This window comes from Streptomyces sp. NPDC001868 (assembly GCF_040297125.1).
Taxonomy (GTDB): domain Bacteria; phylum Actinomycetota; class Actinomycetes; order Streptomycetales; family Streptomycetaceae; genus Streptomyces.
Map to the genome: position 1 here is coordinate 379,184 of NZ_JBEOYO010000001.1, position 23,496 is coordinate 402,679.

The 23,496-nt window shown below is 72.9% G+C and carries 5 protein-coding genes; all 5 read right to left on the reverse strand.

Annotation, left to right across the window (positions count from 1 at the left end; all coding sequences use genetic code 11):
- Positions 1-10: 10 nt before the first annotated feature.
- The 5 genes from ABT147_RS01780 to ABT147_RS01800 all read right to left on the reverse strand — a co-directional run bounded on the left by ABT147_RS01780 (position 11) and on the right by ABT147_RS01800 (position 22,979).
- Positions 11-9,394: an SDR family NAD(P)-dependent oxidoreductase gene (locus ABT147_RS01780; RefSeq protein WP_351401607.1), complete on the reverse strand. Its 9,384-nt coding sequence runs from the start codon at positions 9,392-9,394 to the stop codon at positions 11-13.
- A complete protein-coding gene (locus ABT147_RS01785; RefSeq protein ID WP_351401609.1) occupies positions 9,391-18,954 on the reverse strand; it encodes an amino acid adenylation domain-containing protein in 9,564 nt (3,187 codons plus the stop codon). The genes ABT147_RS01780 and ABT147_RS01785 overlap by 4 nt, the downstream gene beginning before the upstream one ends.
- A gap of 2 nt (positions 18,955-18,956) precedes the next feature.
- Positions 18,957-20,162 carry an aromatic ring-hydroxylating oxygenase subunit alpha gene (locus ABT147_RS01790; protein WP_351401611.1) on the reverse strand — a complete coding sequence of 402 codons (1,206 nt, stop codon included), beginning with the start codon at positions 20,160-20,162 and terminating at the stop codon, positions 18,957-18,959.
- Positions 20,163-20,468: 306 nt separating this feature from the next.
- Complete coding sequence (locus ABT147_RS01795) at positions 20,469-21,722, reverse strand: NAD(P)/FAD-dependent oxidoreductase (RefSeq protein ID WP_351401613.1); 1,254 nt, start codon at positions 21,720-21,722, stop codon at positions 20,469-20,471.
- Between the two features lie 585 nt (positions 21,723-22,307).
- On the reverse strand, positions 22,308-22,979 hold the full coding sequence (locus ABT147_RS01800; protein WP_351401615.1) for a DUF1707 SHOCT-like domain-containing protein: 672 nt from the start codon (positions 22,977-22,979) through the stop codon (positions 22,308-22,310).
- Positions 22,980-23,496 lie beyond the last annotated feature (517 nt).

Consider the following 23,496-nt stretch of genomic DNA (forward strand, 5'->3'; position numbering starts at 1 on the left):
GGCACCGGCGTCATGGCGTCACCGTTCCCCGGTCGCGGGTGAGCAGCGGATGCAACAGGGCGCTCAGGGCCGAGGCGCGCTGGTCGTCGGAGGCCACGGGCCGACCGGGCGGCGCCTCCTGCTCGGGGGCGGCGGACCGGCCCGACGTGGCTGTGGCCGTGGCCGTGGCCGTGGCGAGCGCGGCCGCGATGTCGTCGGCCGTGCGAACCCGCATGAACAGGGACGGGTCGACGGTGAGGCCGCCGCGCTGTTCCAGGGCGGTGGTCAGCTCGGCGATGACCAGGGAGTCCAGTGCCAGCGCCTGGAGCGGGCGGTCGCCCGGGTCCTCCCCCAGGACGTGCACGAAGGCGTCCCGCACATGCCCGCGCATCTCCGCGCGATCCCGTCCACCGGTCGCCGGTGCGGGGATCACGGTACGGATCCCGGTACGGGTCTCGGTACGGGTCTCGGTGACCGCGCCGTACGCCCCGGAACGCGCCGCGCCCTGTGCCGATGCGGCGGGAACGTCGGGCTCTGTGGGTGTGGGCGGGGGCGTGGACGTGGGTGCGGGCGGGGACGTGGGTGTGGGCGCGGTGCCGGGGAAGACGACCGCGCCGCCCGACCGTAGGTGGTCGAGGAACGCGTCCGCCGCCTCATGGGTGCCGATGGAGTGCGCGGCGGAGTAGGACGCGTCCGCCTCCATGCCGGTGCCCGTCCAGTTGGGCCAGGCGTGCGCGGTGACCGTGGTGGCGATGCCGTTCTCGCGTTCGGCCAGCGCCAGTTGGTAGGCGTTGGCAAGGCCGTAGTCGACCAGGCCGCGGCCGGCCCGGGCCTGGGTGCCCGCGATCGAGGAGACCAGGACCGCGAAGTCGGCGCCCTGCTCCTGAGCAAGCCGTACGGCGTTCAGTGAGCCGGGGATCTTCGGGGCGACCACCTTCGTGGCGTCGCTCCAGGGCCGGCGGTGCATCGCGCCGAACGGGTTGACCCCGCCGGAGCAGTGCACGACACCGAGCAGCCGGCCCCAGCGCGCCCCGAACTCCCGTGCCACGGCGGCCAGAGCCGACGCGTCGGACACATCACAGGGCAGATACGCCACCTCGGCCCGCCCCGACAGCTCCCGCAGCGGTTCGGAGCGGGTCTCGTCGATCACGGACCGCCCGACCACGCCGATCCGACGCGCTCCCCGGTCGACGAGCCGCCGGACCAGATGCCGTCCGACGGCGCCGAGTCCGCCGGTCACCAGGTAGTACCCGTCCCCGGACGGCTCGTACGCCGGACCGGGCTGGGCGGCGACCGTGTGCGGAACATACCGGATGCCGTGGCGGTAGGCCGCGAAGGTGCCGGAGTACGGGTCCGTGCCCGGCTCGGCGTCGGGGCCCTGGGGCAGCGCCGCGTACTCGGCGGCGATCTGCCGGGCCCTTACGTCCGCCGGGTCCGCCGGGTCCAGGTCGACGACGGCGGAGTGCTTCCGGCTCTCCGCGCAGGCCGCCCGTACGGCCATGGCCATGGCGGCGGCCTCCGGACGCAGCCGTCCGCGTTCCGCCGCGTGCACGGCCGCGCTGTGGTGTCCCGCCCAGAGCAGCCGCCCGTGGGCGGGCAACGCCGCGACGAGGGCGCCGAGTTCGGACCAGAACACGCTCAGGTCGTCCGGCTCGGCGGACTGCCGGTGCGGAGTGTCCACGACGACGATCGTGTCCGCGTGCAGAGGGGTCCGCTCGGTCGGAGCTGTCTGCCCGTTCCGCCTCGTTCGAGCAGTCTCCTCGACGATCGCGCCCTGGTCGCGAAGAGCGGAGGTGAGCGCGTCCCGCAGGGCGGGGTCCGTGGTGACCAGGCGCACGGAGGCTTGTCGCAACGAGGGTGCGGGCGGCGGCAGTTCGCCCGTGCGCCACTCGGTCCGGAGGGCTTCGGGGCGGCGCCCGGCCCGTGCTTCCGCCTTGGGCTCGTGCATGTGCCAGTGCTTCTGCGCGGCGAACGGGTACGTCGGCAGGTCCGTGACCCGTGCTCCGGGCGCGGAGAGCGCCGCCCAGTCGACGTGCGCGTATCCGGCGCGGACCAGGGCGGCGACGGCGGTGGGGTGGTGGTGCGGTTCCCCGGCCGGAGCCCTGTCTCCCGGAGCCTGTCCCCGGTCCCGTTCCTGGGCCTGTTCCTGGGCCCGTTCCTGGGCCTGTTCGGCGGTCAGGCCGCTGTCGGCGCGGGCGATCGGCACACGGCCTGCGGCGACCGCGCGCAGCGCCGTCGCGAGCGCGGCGGCGTCGGGTCCGCTGACGGCCGTCTGGAACTCCAGGGGCGAGCGGCCGACGTTGGCCGTGTGGCAGAGGTCGGCGGTCTCCCAGGCGTCGCGTGCCGCGTCGAAGCGGTCCGCGTAGGCGGTGGCGAGGGCGCGCACGGCGGCCTCGTCGACGCCGGTCACCCGTACCAGATGGCCGCTCGGGGCCGCCCCGGCGCGAATCGGCGCCGCCGGTGGCTCCTCGACGATGACGTGGGCGTTGACGCCGCCCATGCCGAAGGCGCTGATCGCGGCCCGCCGGGGGTGACCGCCACGCGGCCACGGCTGAGGGCGGTCAGCGAGGTAGAAGGGCGTGTCCTCGAAGCGGATGTGGTCGTTGGGGCGGGTCACGTGCAGCGTCGGCGGGATCACCTCGTGCTCCATCGCCAACAAGGCCTTCACCAGCCCCGCCAGACCGGCGGCCGGCTCCAGATGACCGATGTTCGACTTCAACGACCCGATCGCACAGAACTGCGCCCGATCCGTGTGCTCCCGCCACGCCCGGGTCAGCCCCTCGACCTCGATCGGATCGCCCAGCCCCGTCCCCGTACCGTGCGCCTCCAGCAGCCCGACCGTCTCCGGCGAGACCCCCGCGTCCCGCAGCGCCCCGGCGATGACGTCCCCCTGCGCGCGGGCGCTCGGCACCGTCAACCCGCTGGTGCGGCCCCCATGGTTGACCGCGCTACCCCGGATGACACCGCGCACCCGGTCCCCGTCCCGCAGGGCGGCGGCCAGCGGCTTCACCACCACCGACACCACCCCCTCACCCGGCACGAACCCGTCGGCCGCCGCGTCGAAGGCACGCGACGCACCCGAAGGTGACAGGGCCCGCAGGTTCCTCATGGCCACGTAGTGCAACGGCGACATGGCGACCCGGACACCCGCGACGACGGCCTGTTCGCACTCGCCGTTCCTGATGCTGCGCACCGCCGTGTGCAGGGCCACCAGCGACGACGAGCAGAGCGTGTCGACCGTCATGCTCGGGCCGCGCAGGTCGAGGAAGTGGCTGAGCCGGTTGGCGAGGAAGGCGTTGTGGTTGCCGAGGCCGCTGTGGGCGTCCAGTTCCGGCGCGATGTTGTAGTCGCGGTAGTGCTGGTAGCTGGCGCCGACGAACACGCCCGTGGACGACGGGAGCCGACGTGGCGGCAGGCCGGCCGACTCGCATGCCTCCCAGGTCGTCCGCAGCAGCCAGCGGACCTGGGGGTCGAGCACCTCGGCCTGTTTGGGGAAGAAGTCGAAGAAGCGGGCGTCGAACTCCTCGACGTTGCCGAGGAAGCCGCCGACATCGGACTCCGTGCCCTGCGCGTACGTTCCCCAGCGGTGCGCGGGCGCGGGGCCGATCTCGGTGCCGCCCCGGGTGAGCAGCGACCACAGCTCCGTCGGGTTCTGGGCTCCGGGGAGGGCGAGGGCGAAGCCGATGACGGCCATGTCCTTCGGGTCGGGCGTGGATTCGGCGGCGACGGCGGGCGTGGGCTCGACGGTGACCGCGGGCGTGGGTTCGGCGGTGACGGCGGGCGTGGTGAGAGTGACGGTCCGACCGGGCACGTCGGCCGGCTCGGGCACGTCGGCCTGCTCGGCGACCCGTGCGGCCAGGGCGCGGCAGTCCGCCGCGTCCAGGACATCCGTGGGGCTCAGCCGCACACCGTGGGTCTCCTCGATGTCGGCCGCGATGGCCGTCGCGAGCATTGAGTCGAGTCCGGCGGAGGACAGCGAGGTGGTGGGGGTGACGCTCGGGTCGTGCAGGGTGTTCCGCACGAGGGCGAGCACCGAGGCCTGGATCGCGGCTCCGGGGGCGGACGAGGACGCGGTCACGACCGGCCGGGGCGCGTCCCGGCGCGGCTCCTCGACCACGTCGGACGCGTCCTTCGCCGTCACCGTGCGGTACTCCACGTCCTCAAGGCGCACCAGCACCCTGCCGTCCGCGGCCAGCAGGGTGGCGTGGCCGCGTCGTACCCCGTCCGGCGAGGTGGTGTCGGCGTCGAGCAGCACGTAGGTCGTCCGCGCCGGATCGTCCCGCCGTACGACCCGTCCGATGGACACCGGCAGATAGGTCGCCGACGTCGCGGACGGGTCGGCCAGGGTCAGTACGGCCATGCTCTGCAGGGCGGCGTCGAGGGCGACCACGGTCCTCTCCAGGTCGTCGCCGGTGGTGCCGTCGACCCGGGCGAGCACGCGGGCCGGCCCGAAGCGCACGTCCGTGAGGGAACGCAGGGGGGCGGCGAAGTCCATGCCCTTGGCCGCGAACCAGGCGTACAGGCCCGTGGGGTCCAGCGTCCGGTCGAGGCCCGCGCGCAGGGCGTCGATGTCATGGGCGCCGGCCGGGTCGCCGAGCGGCTCGTCCGCACGGCCCGTTTCGAGGCGGGCGACGATCCGGTCGCCGTACCGGAACGTGACCGGTCCCGTGCGGGTGGGATCGTCCAGGTCGCTGGTGAGGGTGTGGAGTCCGGTGCCCCGGCCCACGAACGCGATCCGCCGCAGGACGTCGGCGCTCCCGAGTGCCAGGGCCGCCGTCAGCGCCCCCGGCAGCGTCGCCTCTCCGAACACGCGGTGGGCGCGGGACAGCCGGTGGACGGTCGCGGCCATCGCGACCGTGCCCTCGTCCGGGCCCTCCGTCGTAGTGGAGCCCGTCCCCGTGGAGCCCGTCCGGAAGGGGTACGGCGGCAGGGCGACCCGTCGCGCCGGTGTTCCCTCGTACACCCGGTGCCAGTCGACGGTTCCGCCGCCGACGTGGAAGAAGGCCAGTGCGGTGCTCAACCGGTCCTCCGGGACGCGGAGTTGGGCCGCGAGCCGTTCGGCGGTGTGGGAGGTGAAGGGGGCCATGCGGGCGGCGAGCGCGGCGTCGGCCGTACGGGCACCGCTCTCCAGGAGCGTGCCGCCGCGCAGGACGGCGCCCAGGGCCTCGCCACCCCGGTGGACGACGTGCGCCAGTCCGGCCGACAGGTCCTCGGCCGTGGAGCCGAGGACCGCGACGCGGTGCCGCAGGTGGTCGCGGCCCACGGCGGCCGAGCGGCACAACGCGCTCGCGGCCGACGGCTCGGCCCGCAGCAGCTGTGCCAGGTCCGCCGCGCGCCGGGCCAGTGCCTCCGGCGTGTGTGCGGACAGGAGCAGGAGGTGTTCGCCCAGGCGGGAGGGTGCGGGGGTGGGCTCGGCGGGCTGTGCGGCGGAGTGCCCCTCGTACTCCTCCACGACGATGTGCGCGTTGGTGCCGCCCATGCCGAAGGCGCTGATCCCCGCGCGGCGCGGGCCATCCGAGCGCCATGGACGGGGTTCCGTAGGGATCACGAAGGGCGCGCCGGTGAGGTCGAGGTGTGCGCCGGGGCTCTCGTAGCCGGCGAGGGGCGGAATCTCGCCGTGTCGCAGGCACAGGAGGACCTTGACCAGTCCGGCGAGTCCGGCGGCCGGTTCCAGATGGCCGATGTTGGCCTTCACCGAGCCGATGTGCACCGGCGTACGGCGGTCCGGGTCGTCGCCGAACACGTCGGTGAGCGCGGCGATCTCGACGGGGTCGCCCAGCCGGGTCGCCGTGCCGTGGCTCTCGATCAGGGTGATGTCCGCCGGGGCCACCCCGGCGTCGTCGAGGGCGGCGCGGACGACGGCGGTCTGGGCCTCGCTGCGGGGCACGGGCAGGGCGCTGCCCCGGCCGCCGTGGTTGACGGCCGTCCCCCGGATCACACCCCAGATCCGGTCACCGTCACGCTCGGCGTCCGCACGACGCTTGAGCATGACGGCGATCGCTCCCTCGCCGGGGACGAAGCCGTCGGCACGGTCGTCGAAGGGGTGCGGCAGGGTCTGGGACAGGGCCCCGAGCTGGCTGAGGCTGCGGTAGTACCAGGGGGTGAGCCCGACGTGGCAGCCCGCCACGATCGCGGCGGCGCACGTCCCGGCGCGCAGCGCGGCGACCGCCTGCTGGACGGCGACGAGGGAGGAGGAGCAGAAGGTGTCGACGGTCTGCGAGGGGCCCGTCAGATCGAGCGCGTAGGAGACACGGTTGGCCAGTACGGCGTTCAGGGAACCGAGCGCGGTGTGCGGTCCGACGCTGTCCAGGCCCTGGGCGTCGCGGTGGTGGGTGTACGTGGCCCCGACGAAGACGCCGATGTCGCGGCGGCCGACGAGACCGCTCTCGTCGCGTACCGCCCAGGCGTGTTCGAGCAGCAGCTTCTGCTGGGCGTCCATCTCTTCGGCCTCACGCACGGAGATGCCGAAGAACGACGGATCGAAGCGGTCTATGTCGTCGAGGAAGGCGCCGGTGCGGCAGTAGGTGCCCGTCATATGGGGGCCGCGTTCCTCGAAGTGCGCGTCGATGTCCCAGCGTTCGGCCGGGATCTCGGTGAACGCGTGTCCGCCGGAGCGCAGCAGCGGCCACAGACCGGCGACATCGGGGGCGCCGGGCAGGTCGCCGGAGACGGCGACCACGGCCACGTCCGTGTCCCGCCCGGTCTTCGCCCGCCGGGGAGAGGTGGCGGCAGGAGCGACCTCCGACTCGGGCTCCCGCACGTCCTGTACCGCCCGCGCCTCCTCTGCCTCCTCTGCCTCCTGTGCCTCCTGTGCCTCCTGTGCCTCCTGTGCTGCGTGTGCGTCGGCCGCCGCCGGTTCAGCGGTCTCCCCGGCGGCCGGCGCCCGTACCGCGCCCGCCGCGCCGTACCGGTCCGTCAACGCCCGTGCCAGTTCGGTGAAGTCGCCGTGTTCCAGGAAGAGGGTGGCCGGGAGGTGGAGGTCCCAGCGGCGGGACAGCTCCTCCGACAGCTCGACGCTCATGATGGAGCTCATGCCGTAGTCGGCGAGGGGGGTACGGCGGTCGAAGGAGGTCACGCCCAGCCGTTCGCCGAGGAAGCGCTCCAGCTCGTCCTCCACCCGCTCCCGGCCCTCGTCGGCGTGCACGCCCCCCGTGGTGTCGGGCCGGGACTCCGTGGCGGCCTCGGGCCCAGGCTCCGTGCCGTCGGGGTGGGCGACGACCACCTGGCGGGCGTCTGTGCCCAGGACTGCTGTCAAGGCGTCCAGGGCCTCGGTCGTCCCCAGCGGCCGGACGCCCCGGCGGCGGAGCTGGTCCGCGACCGCCGTACCCATGCCGACCTCGCCCCACAGGCCCCAGTCGACGCTGAGCCAGGGCGTGCCGTGCGCGTGGGCGAAGGCGTCGAGATAGGCGTTGGCGGCGGCGTATCCGCCCTGGCCGAGGTTGCCGAAGGTGCCGGAGACGGAGGCGAACAGGACGGCGAAGTCGAGGTCCGTTCCGGCGACGGCGGCGGCGAGTTCGCGGACGCCGTCGGCCTTGGGCCGCATGACCGCGTCGATGTCCTCGGCGGTGGTGGACCGGATCAGTCCGTCCTTGAGGGTGCCCGCCGCGTGGACCACGCCGTGCGGTGCGCCGTGTTCGTCCCGGACGCGTTCCACGACGGCCCGCAGCTCACCGGGGGCGGTGATGTCGGCGGCGTAGGACACGACCGCGCAGCCCGCCGCCTCGATCCCGGCCAGCCGGGACCGGTCGGCGCCCGCTGTACCGCTCCGGCTGACGAGCGCGACGAGTCCGGCACCCTCCTCGGCGAACCGCCGGGCCACCTCCAGGCCCAGTCCCCCGTGTCCACCGAGCACGAGATAGCGGCCGCCCTGCCTGATGGGCCGGTTCGACGTACGGTCCCGCACGTCGAGCAGATCGAAGAGCCGGACGGGTTCGTGGCGGACGCCGAGCCGGTAGGCGACCTCCGTGGGGCCCTCGCCGAGTTCCGCCGTGAGCGCGTCGACGACGGCGGTGTCGTCGAGGTCGGCGGTGTCGTCCAGGTCGATGAGCCGGGGGCGCAGGCCGGGGTACTCGATGGCCGCCGTCCGCACGAGACCCCACAGGGCCGCGCGGGCGGGCACGGGCGTGTCGTCGTCCGACACCGGCTGGGCGTGCCGGGTCACCACGAGGAAACGGGACCTGCGCTGCCGCTCGCCGAGCGTCTTCAGGGCGGCGAAGCACCCGTACAGTCCGGCGCGGAGTTCGGAGTCCTCCGTACGGTCGTCGGCCGCTTCGGTGGCGTTCCACAGGTGCACGACTCCCGCCACCGGCTCGCCGATGTCCTCCCACAGCCGCCGGAATCCGTCCTCGTCGGCGTGCGGCAGAACAAGGTGGTCGCGGTCCCGCGCAGGGTGTGCCGGGGACGTGCCGAGGCCGGCCTCCACCACGCGGGCGCCCTCGGCGCGCAGTTGCCGGGCGGTGTGCTCGCCCAGCGTGTCGCCGTGGTGCAGCACCACCCAGGTGCCGTGCGCTGGCTCGCGCTCCGGGCCGGGCGCGGGCCGCCAGTGGATGCGGGAGAGCGGCTGGGCGGTCCGCCCCGACGGCTCGGCCCGCCCCGAGGGCCCGGTGGCCGGGGCCATCGCGGTCGTACGGCGCATACGGACACCGTCGAACTGAGCGGCGACCTCGCCGCCCGGCCCGAGGATCACGGCGTCGGCCGTCGAGTAGGCGCCCTCGATCCCGGTCCGGCGGACCAGGACGGTGGCTCCGGACGACAGGGCCGACAGATCGGTGTGGACGGCGACGCGGGCCACGCCGATCGGCAGCATGGGCCGGGGCGCGGTCGTGCCCGGGAGGTCCTGGAGCGCGCAGCTGACGACCTGGAACACGCCGTCCGTCAGCAGGGGGTGGGCGAACCACGGCATGGGCTCGGCGTCGCTGCGCAGGACGGCCCGGGCGGTGCCGTCGCCGACGGTCAGCTCCCGGACCGTACGGAAGTCCGGCCCGTACCGCAGGCCGGCGCGCGACCAGCTGTCGTACAGGTCGTCCGAGGTGATGGTGCGGGTGCCGGTCACCCGGGGGGCGGGCCCGGGAGCCGAGCCGTCCGGAAGCCGCCGGCCGCGGCCGGTGGACAGCTGTTTGCGTTCCCCGGCCACGACGGTGCTCAGTTCGAAGCGGATGTCCGGGCCGATGTCCGGGTCGTGGGCGATGTCGAGCCGGACGGCGGCCGTCGCGTCGTCGGCGACGGTGAGGGGCCTGAGGAAGGCCACGTCGGTGAGTTCCAGCGGAGTGAACGGCCCGAGCCGGGCGACGCCCACCATCGCCATCTCCAACTGCACGGCGGCGGGCAGCAGTCCGGTGCCCGCGGCGCGGTGCTGGGCGATGAAGGGTTCGTGTCCCGCGAAGGTCTTCTCGTAGGTCTCGGCTCGGTGCGTCACTGTCCCTCGCTCCGGTGCTCGTAGTGGCGGTCGAACAGCGGGTGGCTGACGGCCTTCGTCACGGCGCGGCGGCGAGCGGGGGGCGCGGCCAGCGGCTCTCGGTGGAACGGATAGGTGGGGATGGTGGTCGTGCGGTGCCGCTTGCCCTCGTGGAGCGCGCTCCAGGTCAGGTCGGCGCCCGCGCGGTTGTGGTGGGCGGCCAGGGCCGTGTGGAGCTGGACCTGGTCCTCGCGCCCGCGGTGGAGCGTGGTGAGCCAGACGGGGTGCGGCTCGGGGAGGGTCGTACGGGCCAGGGGCGTGAGATGGGGGTGGGGCCCGATCTCCCAGACGGCCTGCGGGACGGTCTCGGCGAGCACGGTCAGGGCCTGGGCGAAGCGGACGGGCCGGCGGATGGCCTCGGCCCAGTGCGCGGCGTCGACGGCGGAGTCGGGGGTGTGCCAGGTCCCGGTCAGGGTGGAGACGAACGGAATGGTGGGCGGCTTGAGGGCGGTGGCGGCCACGGCCTCGGCGAAGGGTGCGACGGCCGGTTCCATGTCGGCGGAGTGGAAGGCGTGGCTGACCGGGAGGAGCTGGGTGCGGTGCGGGGTCTCCTCGCGGAACCGGGCGAGCGCGTCGGCGGGGCCGGTGACGGTGTGGACCTGGGGCGCGTTGTAGGCGCCGATCTCCAGGCCGGGGTGGGCCCTCAGCGCGGCGGTGAGGGTGTCGGTGTCGGTGTGGACTACGGCCATGGCGCCGGTCGAGGGCTGGTCCTCCATGAGCCGTCCGCGCAGGGCGGTGAGACGGAGCAGGTCGGGCAGGGAGAGCACGTCGGCGGACCAGGCGGCGGTCAGCTCACCGAGGCTGTGCCCGGCGACGGCGTCGGGGCGCACCCCGGCCGCTTCCAGGTACCGGACCAGGGCCACCTCGACGCTGACGATGGCGGGTTGCGCGTACCGGGTCCGGTCCAGCAGATGCCGGGCGTCACCCCACAGCAGGTCGAGCAGCGGGACGTCGGTGCAGGGCGCCAGGAGGTCGGCGCACTCGTGCAGCGCGTCGCGGAAGTGCGGTTCCGTGCTGTACAGGTCACGGCCCATGGCGGCGTACTGGGAGCCCTGGCCGGTGAAGAGGAACGCCGTGGTGGCGGGCTTGCCGGTGTCCCGGACGACGGGGGTACGGCCGGCCGCGACCTCGGTGAGACGGTCGGCCAGTTCCCGGGGCGTGGCCCCCTGTACGGCGACGCGGTGGCGCTGGGCGGCGCGGCCGGTGTTGGCCGTGAAGGCGAGATGACCCAGCCGGTCCTCCGCCGTGCGGGCCACCTGGTCGGCGTAGACACCGGCGAGGGCGCGCACGGCGGTCTCGTCGGCGCCGGTGACCCGTACGAGATGGCTGTCCTGGGCCAGCTCCGCGTGGGCGGGCGTGTCCGGTGCCTCTTCGACGATGACGTGGGCGTTGACGCCGCCCATGCCGAAGGCGCTCACCGCCGCGCGGCGCGGTCCGCCCGTACGCGGCCACTCCACGGGTCGGTCGGCGAGGTAGAACGGGGTGCCCTCGAAGCGGATGTGGTCGTTCGGCCGTGTCACGTTCACCGTCGGCGGGACGACCCCGTGCTCCAGCGCCAGCAGGACCTTCACCAGTCCCGCGAGGCCCGCCGCGGGTTCCAGGTGGCCGATGTTGCTCTTCAGGGAGCCCAGTGCGCAGAACTGCGACCGTGCCGTGAAGCGGCGCCACGCGCGGGTCAGCCCCTCCACCTCGATCGGATCGCCCAGTCCGGTGCCCGTGCCGTGGGCCTCGACCAGACCGATCGACTCCGGTGACACCCCGGCGTCCGCCAGGGCCGCGGCCACGACCTCCTGCTGTCCCCCACCGCTGGGAACCGTCAGTCCGCTCGTCCGGCCGCCGTGGTTGACGGCGGTCCCCCGGATCACCCCGCGCACCCGGTCCCCGTCGCGCAGCGCGGCCGCCAGGGGCTTCACCACGACCGACACGACCCCCTCGCCCGGCACGAACCCGTCGGCGCCGGCGTCGAAGGCACGTGACCTGCCGGTGGGCGAGAACGACCTGAGGCGTGAGCCGAGCTGGAAGTACTGGGGCGACATCCCCAGGTGGACACCGGCCACGATCGCCTGCTCGCACTCCCCGCCCCGGATGCTGCGCACCGCCGTGTGCAGGGCCACCAGGGACGACGAGCAGAGCGTGTCCACCGTCATGCTGGGGCCGTGCAGGTCGAGGAAGTAGCTGAGCCGGTTGGCGAGGATCGCGTTGTGGTTGCCGAGGCCGGCCGCGGTCTGGACGACGTCGTCGACGACCACGTCGCGGTAGTGCTGGTAGCTGGCGCCCACGAACACGCCCGTGGAGCGGTCCGGCTTCCCCGCGAGCCCGGCGTCCTCCAGGGCGCGCCAGGCCGACTGGATCAGATGTCGCTGCTGCGGGTCGATCCACTGGGCCTCGGCGGGTGACAGCCGGAAGAAGCCGGGGTCGAAGTCGGTCAGCCCGTCGACGAAGCCGGCCCGCCTGAGGTACACGGTGCCGGGGGTGCCGTCGGTGCCGTAGTAGGCGTCGATGTCCCAGCGGGAGGCGGGTACTTCGCTGAGGCAGTCGTCACCGTCGAGCAGCACCCGCCACAGTTCCTCGGTGTCGGCGGCGTTCGGGAAGACACCGTCGACACCGATGACGGCGATGTCGTGCCGGTCCGGGTCGGCCGTGCCGGTGGCCGGCGTCGCGGGAACGGCGAACGGCGCGGCCACGGGGGCGGGTTGCTCGTCCCGGGCAGCCACGTGCGGGGCCTCGTCCGGCGCGGCGGTGTACGTGGCGTGCGTGGCGTATGTGGTGTCGCCCGCGTGCACGGTGTACGGGGTGTCCTGCGGCCCGGTGGTGGCCACGGTGTCGCCGGGGAGGGCCGTGGACGCGGTGTCGCCGGGGACGGTGGTGACGCCGTACTCCTCGCGGAGTTCGGCGGCGAGCCGATCGACCGAGCCGGTTTCGAGGACGAGGGTGACGGGGATGTCGACGCCCAGCTTGGCGCGGATGTCCTGGGCCAGCGCGACGGCGAGCACGGAGTCGAGCCCCTGCTCCTGCAACGGGCGGTCCGGTTCGAGGTCGTCGATGCCGGTCTCCAGGGCGTCGGCCACCCAACGGGCCAGGGTGGCGTCGAGACCGTCGCCCCGTCCGGGACGCGGGGGCACCGGGCGGTGACCGTTGCTCTCGACGGCCGGGGCCATGGGCCGACCGAAACCGGAACCGGCGCCGACGCCGACGCCTTGGGCCGTGACGGGTCGCGGGGTCCCGGCCGACGGCGTGCTCGACAGCCGCTTCCAGGTGATGCCACGGGCTTCGAGCACCGGTTCGTCGCCGTCGAGGATCACCAGACTGGCGGTCAGCAGACCGGAGTCGGGCCCGGTCTCCCGGTCGCGCCGGGCGTGCACACGGGCCGTGGCCGGGATACGGCCGAGGACTGTGAGCCGTTCGACGGTGAACGGCACATACAGGCCCCGCGCCCCGCACGCGGTGAGAGCGACCTGGAAGGCGCCGTCGAGGAGCCGCGCGTCGACCACGCCCTCGGGTGCGGCTTCGGCGCGGAGCACGCCCGTCGCCCGGCCGGGTGCGGTGGAGAGGGCGGCGACGGTCCGGTAGGCGGAGCCGTAGGCGAGTCCGTCGCGTTCGAACGCGCGGTAGAGCGCGTCGAGTTCGACGGTGGTGAAGCCGTCGGTGAAGGCATCGGAGAAGACGTCGGTGAAGCCGTCGCCGGACGGCGGGACGGGAAGTACCGGCTGTTCCGGCGGGGTCAGTTCGGCGGTGCAGACGAGGGCGCCGTCGCCGTCGCGGAACGTGACCCGTGCTCCGTCCCGTTCGGCGGACAGGGTCGCGGGCGTCTCGACGGCCTTGCGGAACGTCACATCGCGCAGGCCGAACCGTTCACTGCCGACGAACTCGGCCACCTTGCCGGGGTAGGCGGCACCGGGCAGGGTCGGCCTGCCCAGGACCACGTGTTCGGCGGCCTCGGGGAGCCGCGCCCACGAGTCGGTCGTACGCCCGCTCGCGGCGGCCTCGCCCGACTCCTGGGCCGTCGCCGTCGGCTGTGACTGTGGCCGTGGCTGCGGCTGCCCGGTGGGCTCCAGCCAGAGGTACTTCTCGTCGTGCGGCGCGGTCGGGAAGCGTACGCCCGCCCGGCCGGGCCCGGTGGAGAGGTCCGCACCGGCGGCGAACCGCCGTGCCGCCTCGCCGAGTTCCTCCCGGCCCGCCCGGTCCCGGACCGTGGCCTTCTCCGTATGCGGCCCGGTGCCGTCGGCCACTCCCGGGTGGAGGGAGCGGACTTCGTCCACACCGGCCAGGAACAGCCGCAGCTTGTCGTCGAGTTGTTCGAGGCTGTCGACGACGCAGGCGAGACGATGAGCCGCCGCCGGACGCCTACGGCTCGCCTCGCTCAGCGAGGTGAGGGACGGGCAGTACGGGGAGCGCAGCATCAGCACGAGGCGGTGCGCCAGGGTGCGCAGCGCCACGTCCGACGCCGCCGACAGGGTCAGCAGCCGGGGCAGCCGGTCATGGTCCGCCGCGTCCCGCGTGGCGTCCGTGACGGGGGGCGCGGCCTCGACCACCACATGGGCGTTGGCGCCGCCGAAGCCGAAACTGCTGACGCCCGCGATCCTCGGCCCGTCCCAGGACAGCGGCCGGTCGGCGACGAACAGCGGCGAGGCCGCGAAGTCGAACGCCTTGTTCGGGGTGGTGAGGTTGAGGGACGGCGGGATGGTGCCGGCCTGGAGGGCGAGGACCGTCTTGATGAGTCCGGCGATACCGGCGGCCGGCTCCAGATGGCCGATGTTCGTCTTCACCGAGCCCACGGCGACCGGATGCGTGGCCTCCTCGCCGAGCACCGCGTGCAGCGCTTCGAGTTCGATGAGGTCACCGAGCTGGGTACCGGTGCCGTGCGCCTCGATGTAGCCGATGTCGCCGGGGGTGACGCCGGCTGCGGCCAGTGCCTTGCGCAGTACGGCCGCCTGGGCGGGCCTGCTGGGCGCGGTGAGGAACCCTGCGCTGCCGCCGGTGTGGTTGACGGCGGTGCCCCGGATCACGGCGAGGACCGGGTCCCCGTCGCGCCGGGCGTCCGCGAGCCGCTTCAGTACGACGACACCGCAGCCCTCTCCGCGGACGTAGCCGTCGGCCACCTCGTCGAAGGCCCGGCACACGCCCTGGGGGGACAGCATGCCGTTGCGTGCGAAGGAGCGTGTCTTGTCCGGTGTCAGGACCAGGTTGGCCGCGCCCACGACGGCGGCGTCGATGTCACCCGACCGCAGGTGCATGGCGGCCTGGTGCAGGGCGACGAGGGACGACGAGCACGCCGTGTCGACGGCGAAGCTCGGTCCCGACCAGTCGAAGACGTGCGACAGCCGGTTGGCGACCATGGAGATCGCGGTGCCCGTGGCGACGTGCGGGTCACCGTGGCCGATGCTCCGTGCCACCAGTTCCGGGAAGTCGCTCGCGATCGTGCCGATGAAGACGCCGGTGTCGGCGCCGAGCGACACATGGTCGTGGCCGCCGCTCTCCAGCGCCTCGGCGGTCACGCTCAGCAGGACGCGCTGCAGGGGGTCCAGGCGCCGGGCCTCGCGGTCGGTGAGACCGAAGCGCGCGGGGTCGAAGTACTCGACTCCGTCGACCCAGCCCATCGGCGCCTCGTCGGCCTCGTCCTCGCTCCACAGATGGGCCCAGCCCCGCCTGCCCGCCGGCGCGTCCCCGACACTGGAGACGCCGTCGGCCAGGTTGCGCCAGAACTCGTCCGGCGTGGCAGCGCCCGGGAACCGGCACGCCATGCCGACCACGGCCAGCGCACCGGCGTGAACGTCCTCCCGCGCGGGTCCGGGGTGTACGGGCCCGGGGTGTACGGGTCCGGGGGTTGCGGGCCCCGCCACGGCCGTCGAAGGCCTCGCTTCCGCCGCCTCCGCCGCCGTCGCCTCCCGCCCGCGCACGGCGGCCGGGACGGAAGCGTGCGCCTCCAGCCGCGACTGCGGATCCGGCTCCAGCCGCGCCTGCGGCGCCGGCTTCAGCTCCGACTCCGGCTGCGGCTGCGGCTGCGACTCCGGCTCGGCGATCCGCACCAGGCCATCAGCGGCCAGCAGCCGGGCCAGCTTGGCCGGGGTGCCGGTCGCGAAGACCGACGGAGGGGTGACCTCCGCGCCCAGCTCACGGCTGAGACGTACGGCGGCGACGGTGACGTTGGCCGAATCGCCGCCGAGGTCGAAGAAGTTGGCGTCCGAGGCGAAGGCGGGCTGTCCCACGGTGTCGGCGAAGACGCGTGCGATGAGCCCGGTCAGCGCCTCCGTGGTCAGGCCGGCGGTCGCGGCAGCGACAGCCGGGGCAGCGACCTCAGGTGCCGGAGCGGCGACCTCGGGCACCGCCCCGGTGAGGGCCGCGTCGGCGCGCAGGACCGTGTCGCGGGTCGGCAGGGGCAGCCGGGCCCGCGCCACCTTGCCGTTGTCGGTCAGGGGCAGCGCGTCGAGCCGTACGTACGCGTCCGGCACCATGTACTCGGGCAGCGTGGCGCCGACGAATTCGTCCAGCCGGGCCTTCGTCGGCACTCCGTCGCCGACCAGATAGGCGGTCAGACGCGGTTCGCCCCGGCCCTCGAAGCGGGCGGCGACGACGACGGCCGCCGTGATCCCGGCGAACCGTTCCAGCACCTGCTCGATCTCGGCGGGCTCGATACGGTTGCCCCGCACCTTGACCTGGGCGTCGGCGCGGCCGAGCCATTCGACGGCGCCGTCCGCGTGGAGCCGTACCTCGTCACCGGTCCGGTAGAGGCGCACCCCGGTGACGGGATGGACGGTGAAGGCGTCCGCCGTGAGGTCGGGCCGGTGGGCGTAGCCGCGGGCGAGTCCGGCGCCGGAGATCCACAGCGAGCCCGTCGTTCCGGGCGCGCACGGCTCCAACCGCTCGTCCAGAACGTGCAGTCGCTGGTTCGCCAGCGGTTCGCCGAGCGGGACGAAGTCGCCCACGGAGGTGACGCGGTGGGCGGAGGCCCAGATGGTGGCCTCGGTGGGGCCGTACAGGTTCCACAGGGCGCGGGCCGGGGCATGCAGGCCCTCGGCGACGCTCCGTGGCAGTGCTTCGCCGCCCGAGAGGACGGTGAGACCCGCCGGCGGGGTCCACCCGGTCGCCAGCAGGAGCCGCCACATGCTCGGCGTGGCCTGGGCGACGGTCACCTGGTCGGTCAGTTCGGCCAGGCGCCGCGGGTCGCGGGCCGTCTCGCGGGAGGCGAGGACGACCGTGGCGCCGACGGTCAGCGGGAGGAGGAGTTCCAGCAGGGAGATGTCGAAGGCCACCGTCGTGTGGGCGAGTACGGCGTCCTCGGCCGAGGAGCCGAGCCGCTCCCCGATGCCGGTGAGGAAGTTGGCGAGGGCCCGGTGCTCGATCTCCACGCCCTTGGGGGTGCCCGTGGATCCGCTGGTGAACAGGAGGTAGGCGAGGTCGTCCGCCTCGACGCGCGGCGGTACGGCCGGTGCCGACCCGTCCGCCTCCGGTACGCGCAGCGCGGTGCCCAGTGAGGCGCCGAGGGCGTCGGTGGTGGGGTCGGTGAGGATCAGGTCGCACCGCGCGACCTCGGTGTATCCGCGCAGGCGATCCGAGGGGTAGGCCAGGTCGAGCGGAAGGAAGGCGGCGCCGGAGCGGAGGATGCCGAGGAGGGCGGGAATCAGGTGGACGCCCCGTTCGACGAGGACACCGACCACCGATCCGGACTCGATGCCCTGGTCGTGCAGACGGGCGGCGATCGCGTCGGCCCAGGCGTCCAGGGCGGCGTAGTCGAGGGTGCGGGTGCCGCTGCGGACGGCGGTGGCCGTGGGCCGTTCGGCGACCGCGGCGGCGAACAGGTCGAGCAGGGTCGCGCTGCCGGGTGCCGGCGTCTCCGCCGTATCGGTTTCCGTCGTCGTCCCCGTCGTCCCGGTCACCCCTGTCGTCCCGTCCGCCCCCGTGGCCTCGTCGGCGTCGGGCCGGTTGGCGTCGAGGCGGGGCGCGGGCTGTGTCTCCTCGCCGTGGAACAGGGCGGCCAGGGCGAGGTCCTCGACGCGCTCGGTGAACTCCAGTGCCTCGTCGCGGCCCATCGCGGTGTCACGGACGAAGACCGTCGGCGGGCCGTTTCGCAGGCACAGGAGGGCGATCTCGGTGTGCGGTTCGGCCGACGCCTCCTCCCCCGCGCCGCGTTCGAGGACCATGACATCGGTGAACGTCGGCTCCCCGGAGCCCAGGGGGCGCCCCGCGAGGCCGAGCCGGACCTCCAGGTCGGCGGCGTAGCCGTGCCGGGCGGCGGCCTCGTCGAGCTTGTCGCGCAGGGCGTCGGCGCTGTCGCCGTCGAACCGTACGGGGAAGCGCGCCGCGGCGATGCCATGGGTCTCCCCGGCCCGTGCGCGGGCGTCCGACGGCGACCAGGCGAAGTCGAAGGCCGGCTCGTCGGCGCGCTCGGCCACGACGCCGAGGAAGGCGTGGACGACGGCGAGCGCCTCGTCGCGGGAACCGGGGACGAACGCCATCTCGTAGCGGCCGTAGTGCGCCGCGCCGGCGCTGAAGTCGTCGACGGGCAGCCGTGCCGGGCGCAGCTCCCGCAGCCGGGCGCTCCACCACGGTTCGTGGGCCCGTAGCGGCTTCTGGGCGGCGGCGATGGCGGCGAGCCGTTCCTCGCCGACGGGCGGCAGGGGTGAGCCCTCGATCGCGCCGAGCCGCTGTGCGGCGGCCTGGCCGCTGAGGGCGCTGCCGTCGACGGCGGTGAAGTCGCTGAGGACGAGGTCGGCGTCCGGGGCGGCGAGGGTCAGCGCCGATGTGGTCACCGACAGCACGGTGGTGTCGGTGCGGGGCTCGTCCCGGGGGATGAGCCTGATCTGCCGGGTGAGGACGGCGCCCTGTTCGGTGACGAGCGTGGGGATGCCGAGCGGGTTGGGGAAACTTCCGTAGTCCAGGGCCTTGGAGATACGGGCGGCCTCGGCGGCGGAGGTGCCGGCGTGGATGAGCCCGCCCGAGGCCATACGGGCGGACCGCCGGTAGAAGCGCCGTTCGCGGTCGCCGGTGTCGACGCCGTCGGGCAGGGTGCCCGCCACGATGTGCGGGACGAGGTCCCTGAACAGCTCGATGCCGGTCTCGGCGGTCTCGTACGTCAGGGAGAGCGCGGTGGAGTGGTCGCGGACCGGGAACCAGCGCTCCAGCAGGACGCCGCCGGCGTCCACGGCCTCCGTCATCCGGTGCCAGGTCGCCGCGTGCCGGGTCGCGCCCTCGTACAGGGCCCAGGCCGGGACGTTGCTGCCGGAGTAGCGGGGCAGGGGGCCGTCGTGGAAGTTGACGGCGGCGATCTCGGGCAGGGCCAGGACGTCCGCGGTCAGGATGCGGAAGTTGACCATGCTGAACAGGTAGTCGAACTTCCGCTCGGAGAGCGTCGCCGTCAGGTCGCCGTGCGGGTCGAGCACGGGCACGGTGTGTTCGCCGGCCCAGGCCACGGCGGCCGGGTCGTCGCTGAGGATTCCCTCGATGCGTACGCCCGCGTCGAGCAGTCGCGCCGCGCACTGGGTGAGGACCCGGGTTCCCCCGATGATGTAGCAGTTGGTCGTCATGCTCACGCCTCCGCAGCGGCGGACTCGGCGGCGCGTGCGGGGTCGGTGTCGTCCGTGTCCTGTGCCGGGTCGGCGGTGCGGGCGGCGACCCAGCCGTCGATCTGGGAGACGACCTCTTCGTCGAGGGAGAGCTGACCGGGGGTCCACAGCGGGTTGGACAGACCGCGGTGGGTGCGCTCGCACATCTCCCAGTCCTCGTAGTTCGCCTTGTCCCACAGGGCGAACACGGCTTCGTGGGAGAAGTCGCTCTTGGCCGTCTCGGAGGGGTGGAACAGCCAGAAGTGCCGTACGAAGCAGGTGCCGGGGCTCTCGGGCCAGACCCACTGCATCATCACGTAGTCGGCGGTGAACCCGAACAGCAGGTTGGGCAGGATGGTGATCCAGTTGATCCGCTGCCGGTCGGCGTCGGGCACGAGCGGCATGGGTGTGCGCCGGCTGTGGCCCGTCATGGACACGGAGTTGAAGCCGCCGCGGATGGACTGCCAGGCCCCGACGATGTCGCCTTCGAGGTCGTAGGTGCCCGCGTCGTCGAAGTCGGTGATGCGGTGCAGGTCCTTGTGCGCGGTCGGGAAGTGCAGACTCTCGTTGACGTTGTGCGCGACGAGCTTCCAGTTGGAGGCGACCGGGTAGTCCTTGGCCTGGACGCACTCCAGGTCGGCGAGTTCGTAGACGCGCGCGAACTCCCCGAACTCCCCGAGGGCCTTGTCGAGGTCGGGGGCGTCGTCGGAGAAGGTGACGAAGACGACGCCGTGGCGGATCTCGGTGCGGATGGGCAGCAGACCGTTCTTCTCCTTCTCGAAGAAGTGGTCGAAGTAGGTGCCGTTGAGGCTCTTCAGCTTGCCGTTCCGGTCGTACACCCAGCAGTGGTAGAGGCATACGAGGCTCTGCCGCTTGCCGCTGGCCTCCTCGACGAGCTTGTAGCCCCGGTGCCGGCAGTAGTTGTGGTACGCCTGGATGCCGTCGTCGCCGTGGAGGAGCAGGACGGAACCGCTGCCGATGTTCAGGGTGCTGTAGGCGCCCTTCTCCTTGAGGCGGGAGACATGGTCCACCGGGAGCCAGTGCCGGCCGTAGATACGGGACATCTCCCGCCGGAACTGCTCCTCGCCGGTGTAGAACTCGTGCGACCGGCCGATGCCGCCGGACTCGAAGTAGGGCCGCTGCTCGGTCTGCTCGCTGATGAGGTCGAACATGCTGGACGCGCGCGTCATCTGCTGGGCTCCCTCGGGTGAGGTGCGTGGAAGGCGGTGGCGGAGTGCCGGGCCCCGGGCCCGGGCGAGGGGAGTGTGCGCAGGGAGCCGTCGCGCCTCCGGGCCGGCCGCCGCGTGCGCGGGGACGCCCGTCGCCACGTGGTGCGTGCCGTACGCAGGTGATGCCCGGGACGCGAGTCGGCGCGGCGTGCGGTCACGGCGCCTGGCGCCCGGGGCGCTTCGGCTGTCCGGCGCACGCCGGTCACTGCGATCGCTGAGGTCGCTTCGCCGGTACCGGGGCCCTCCCGGGGCCCCGGTACCGGGAGGTCACGCGGTCGGGTCGTAGACCCGCTCCTCCTGCGGTACGCCCGCGTCGTCGTAGAGACGTTCCAGGGCGTCCGGCGCGTAGATCTCGTAGTCCGGGACGACGCCGCCGATCAGGCCGAGCATCTTGTTGGTCCACCCCTGGTCGGCGCTCATCGCGCTCATCGTCGCCTTGAAGAACGGCGGGAGTTCGGTGAGTTCGCCGAGCGTGGTGGTGAAGTCGTAGACGCCGGCGCTCTCCTCGTCACGCACCTTGTTGTACTCGGCCAGCGCCTCGTCCATCGGCCGTTCTCCGGACAGCCCCTGGTGGACGCGTTCGGCGAGCAGCTCACCGTGGAGGAAGGCGTCGGTGATGCCCCATCCGGTGTAGGGGTCCTTGTGGTAGCCGGCGTCGCCGACGAGGGCCCAGCCCGGGCCGTGGGCGCGGCGGTAGTAGTTGTCGGGGTAGCGCATGGGACGGAAGTCCTCCTCGCGCCGCCCGCTCTCGCGCAGCTGGGCGCCCATCACCGGGTCGACGTCGTCGAAGACGGCCTGGAAGCGGCCCTCCACGTCCTGGCGGAAGTCCTTCAGCTGGTTGCGGGTACAGATGATGGCCAGCATGTTGAGGCCGTCGTTCGTGGGCCAGCTGCCGAACCAGCGCTCGTTGAGGCCCGTCCTGTGGTGCAGGCCCCAGTCGAGGCCGCTGTAGTACGAGTAGTAGATGAAGCCGGCGGCGGGGCGCACGTTGTACAGGGGTGCGCCGACCTTCTTCGCGACCGTGGAGTGGAATCCGTCCGCGCCGATGACCAGCGAGGCCCGGAACTCCCGCTCCGGCCCGTCGCCCTCGCGTCCGCGGATGCCCGTCACCTGGCCGTCGGAGGCGATCACGTCGGAGACGGTGAAGCCCTCCAGCACCTCGGCGCCGGCCCGGCGGGCGGCGTTGACCAGGATCTCGTCGAGCACGGTGCGGCGCGGGCAGTACACGGCGTCGATGCCGTCGACGGGGTCGGCGAAGCCGTTGAGCTCGATGCCCCGGTAGGAGTAGTGCATCTTGCGGAGCGCGGGCGTCTTCGCCGCCACGATCTCGTCCAGCAGTCCCCACTCCTGGAGCTTCAGCAGCCCGGCCTGATGGATGTAGTGCGTCGAGACGGTGTCGCTGGGAAAGGAGGACCGGTCCACCACGAGGACCCGGTGTCCGAGCCGCGCCAGGAGCATGGCGACAGGCGATCCGGCGCAGCGGGCACCCACAACAATGACGTCGTACACGCAATCCCCCATGAATAAGTTCAGCGCCTGAGAGTGCGTCAGGCACGGTTCCGGCGCTCCGTGGTCAGCGGCGCCGATATCGACATGCAGGCTATGCGTATTGGCCAAAGAAGTTCAAGCGTTGGTACTGAGACGGTAATTACACACCATCGCCATAAGGCACCTGAATGTTTCATTCCGTTCCGCGCGGCGAAACCCGGCCAACCTTATGGCCCACTACGCCCCCTTCGAGATGGGCGGTTTCGACCACATCGAGGCTTATGCCACCGGCGGAGCGTCGGCCCACGCGACCACGCTCGGTGAGAGATCCCGTACGTCCAACACATAGCGTAGGTAAAGTAAAAAGCCCGCTTCCGGGAATTGACTTCCCGCAACCGCTCTCTAATTACCCAGTTGACGTAACCCGAGAAATTACACGAATAGATCGCGCCAGCGCATGGCCGGATTCCATCATCAAGCCCTTTCCGGCGAGGCCGACGATTAACGGGATGCACCCCGGACCGCACCGGTCACACCGGTCACACCGGTCACGGATCCCTTCGCGGGCCCGGCCCTGGAGCCGGGCCCGGCGGGCAGCCTCAGCCGGCCGCCGTGGTGTCAACGGAGTCGAGCGTCCGCGGGAAGGGCCGGGGGCCTGCGCAGCAGCCACTGGACGAACGTCCGGCGGCGGGGCCGCACCACCACCCGGCCGAAGGCCTTCTGGCCGACCAGCTCCACGCGCAGGGCGACCGGCGTATCGGGACTCGCCGGGGCCTGACGGTACTTGGCCCTGCTGTGTACGAGCTGCAGACCGTCCGTGTCGACCACGACGCCCGGCCTCGTGATCAGCTTCAGGGTCTTCCCCGTCATCCCCACGTCGATCCGCAAGGTGTCGTGCGTGATCACCGCGTCGGTGAAGTCGAGCGTCACCTCGCAGTACGCCACCGCGAGCTCCAGCCTCCGTGGCACCACCCAGCGCCCCACGCGCTCGACCGGGCCGCTGAAGGCCTGTTCGATCCGCACCAGGTCCTTGGCCTCGACTCCGGCCCCGCCGACGGTGGCCGCCGACGCGGGCGGCAAGTCGGCGGTGAGCACGGTCAGTTCGCCCAGAGTCCGCGCCGACAGGGCGACTTCCAGGCGCTCGTCCAACTCGTCCGAGGTCAGCAGGCCGTCCCCCGCCGCGATGCGCAGCACATCCACCACCCGGTCCCGGTCGGCGTGCGAGGCTCGCAGCTCGGGCGCCGAGCCGGTGTCGGAGCGCTTCCCGGTGGGCGAATTCTCTCCCGACATACATCCGTCCTGGTCTGTCGAACGACTCCGCGCGACGCGGGTGGCGGCGCGAGCACCAGACTAACGCTATATCGCGATATGGATCCTGTCCCGAACTCATCAGGGAGGGATGGAGAGGCAGAGGTGACGTCAACCGGTCGACGCGACCTGGGAGGCATCCACGTAACGGATCTACGTACGTAACGAATCCAAGCTGGAGGGGGAACCACCGAGCCGCCTGGAGCCTGTCTGCCGACGAACGCTGACCCACACGAGGCAGGCCGAGAAGTACGGGCCCATTCCGGATTCCTCCACCCAGGAGTCCTGGTCCGCAGCGCTGGAGGGATTCGAGCAGGGAGCCTCCGACTGCACCGTCGGAATCACGGAGAAGGACAACAAAAAGATCTCGGCGGCACTCGCACGCATCCAGAGACAGGCGAATCCCGATCTCGGAGTCGCGGAAAGCGAGATCAGGACCTACGTCTTCAACGGAATCCACCGAGAGAATCCTGGAGTTCCCGACAAGGACGACAAGAAC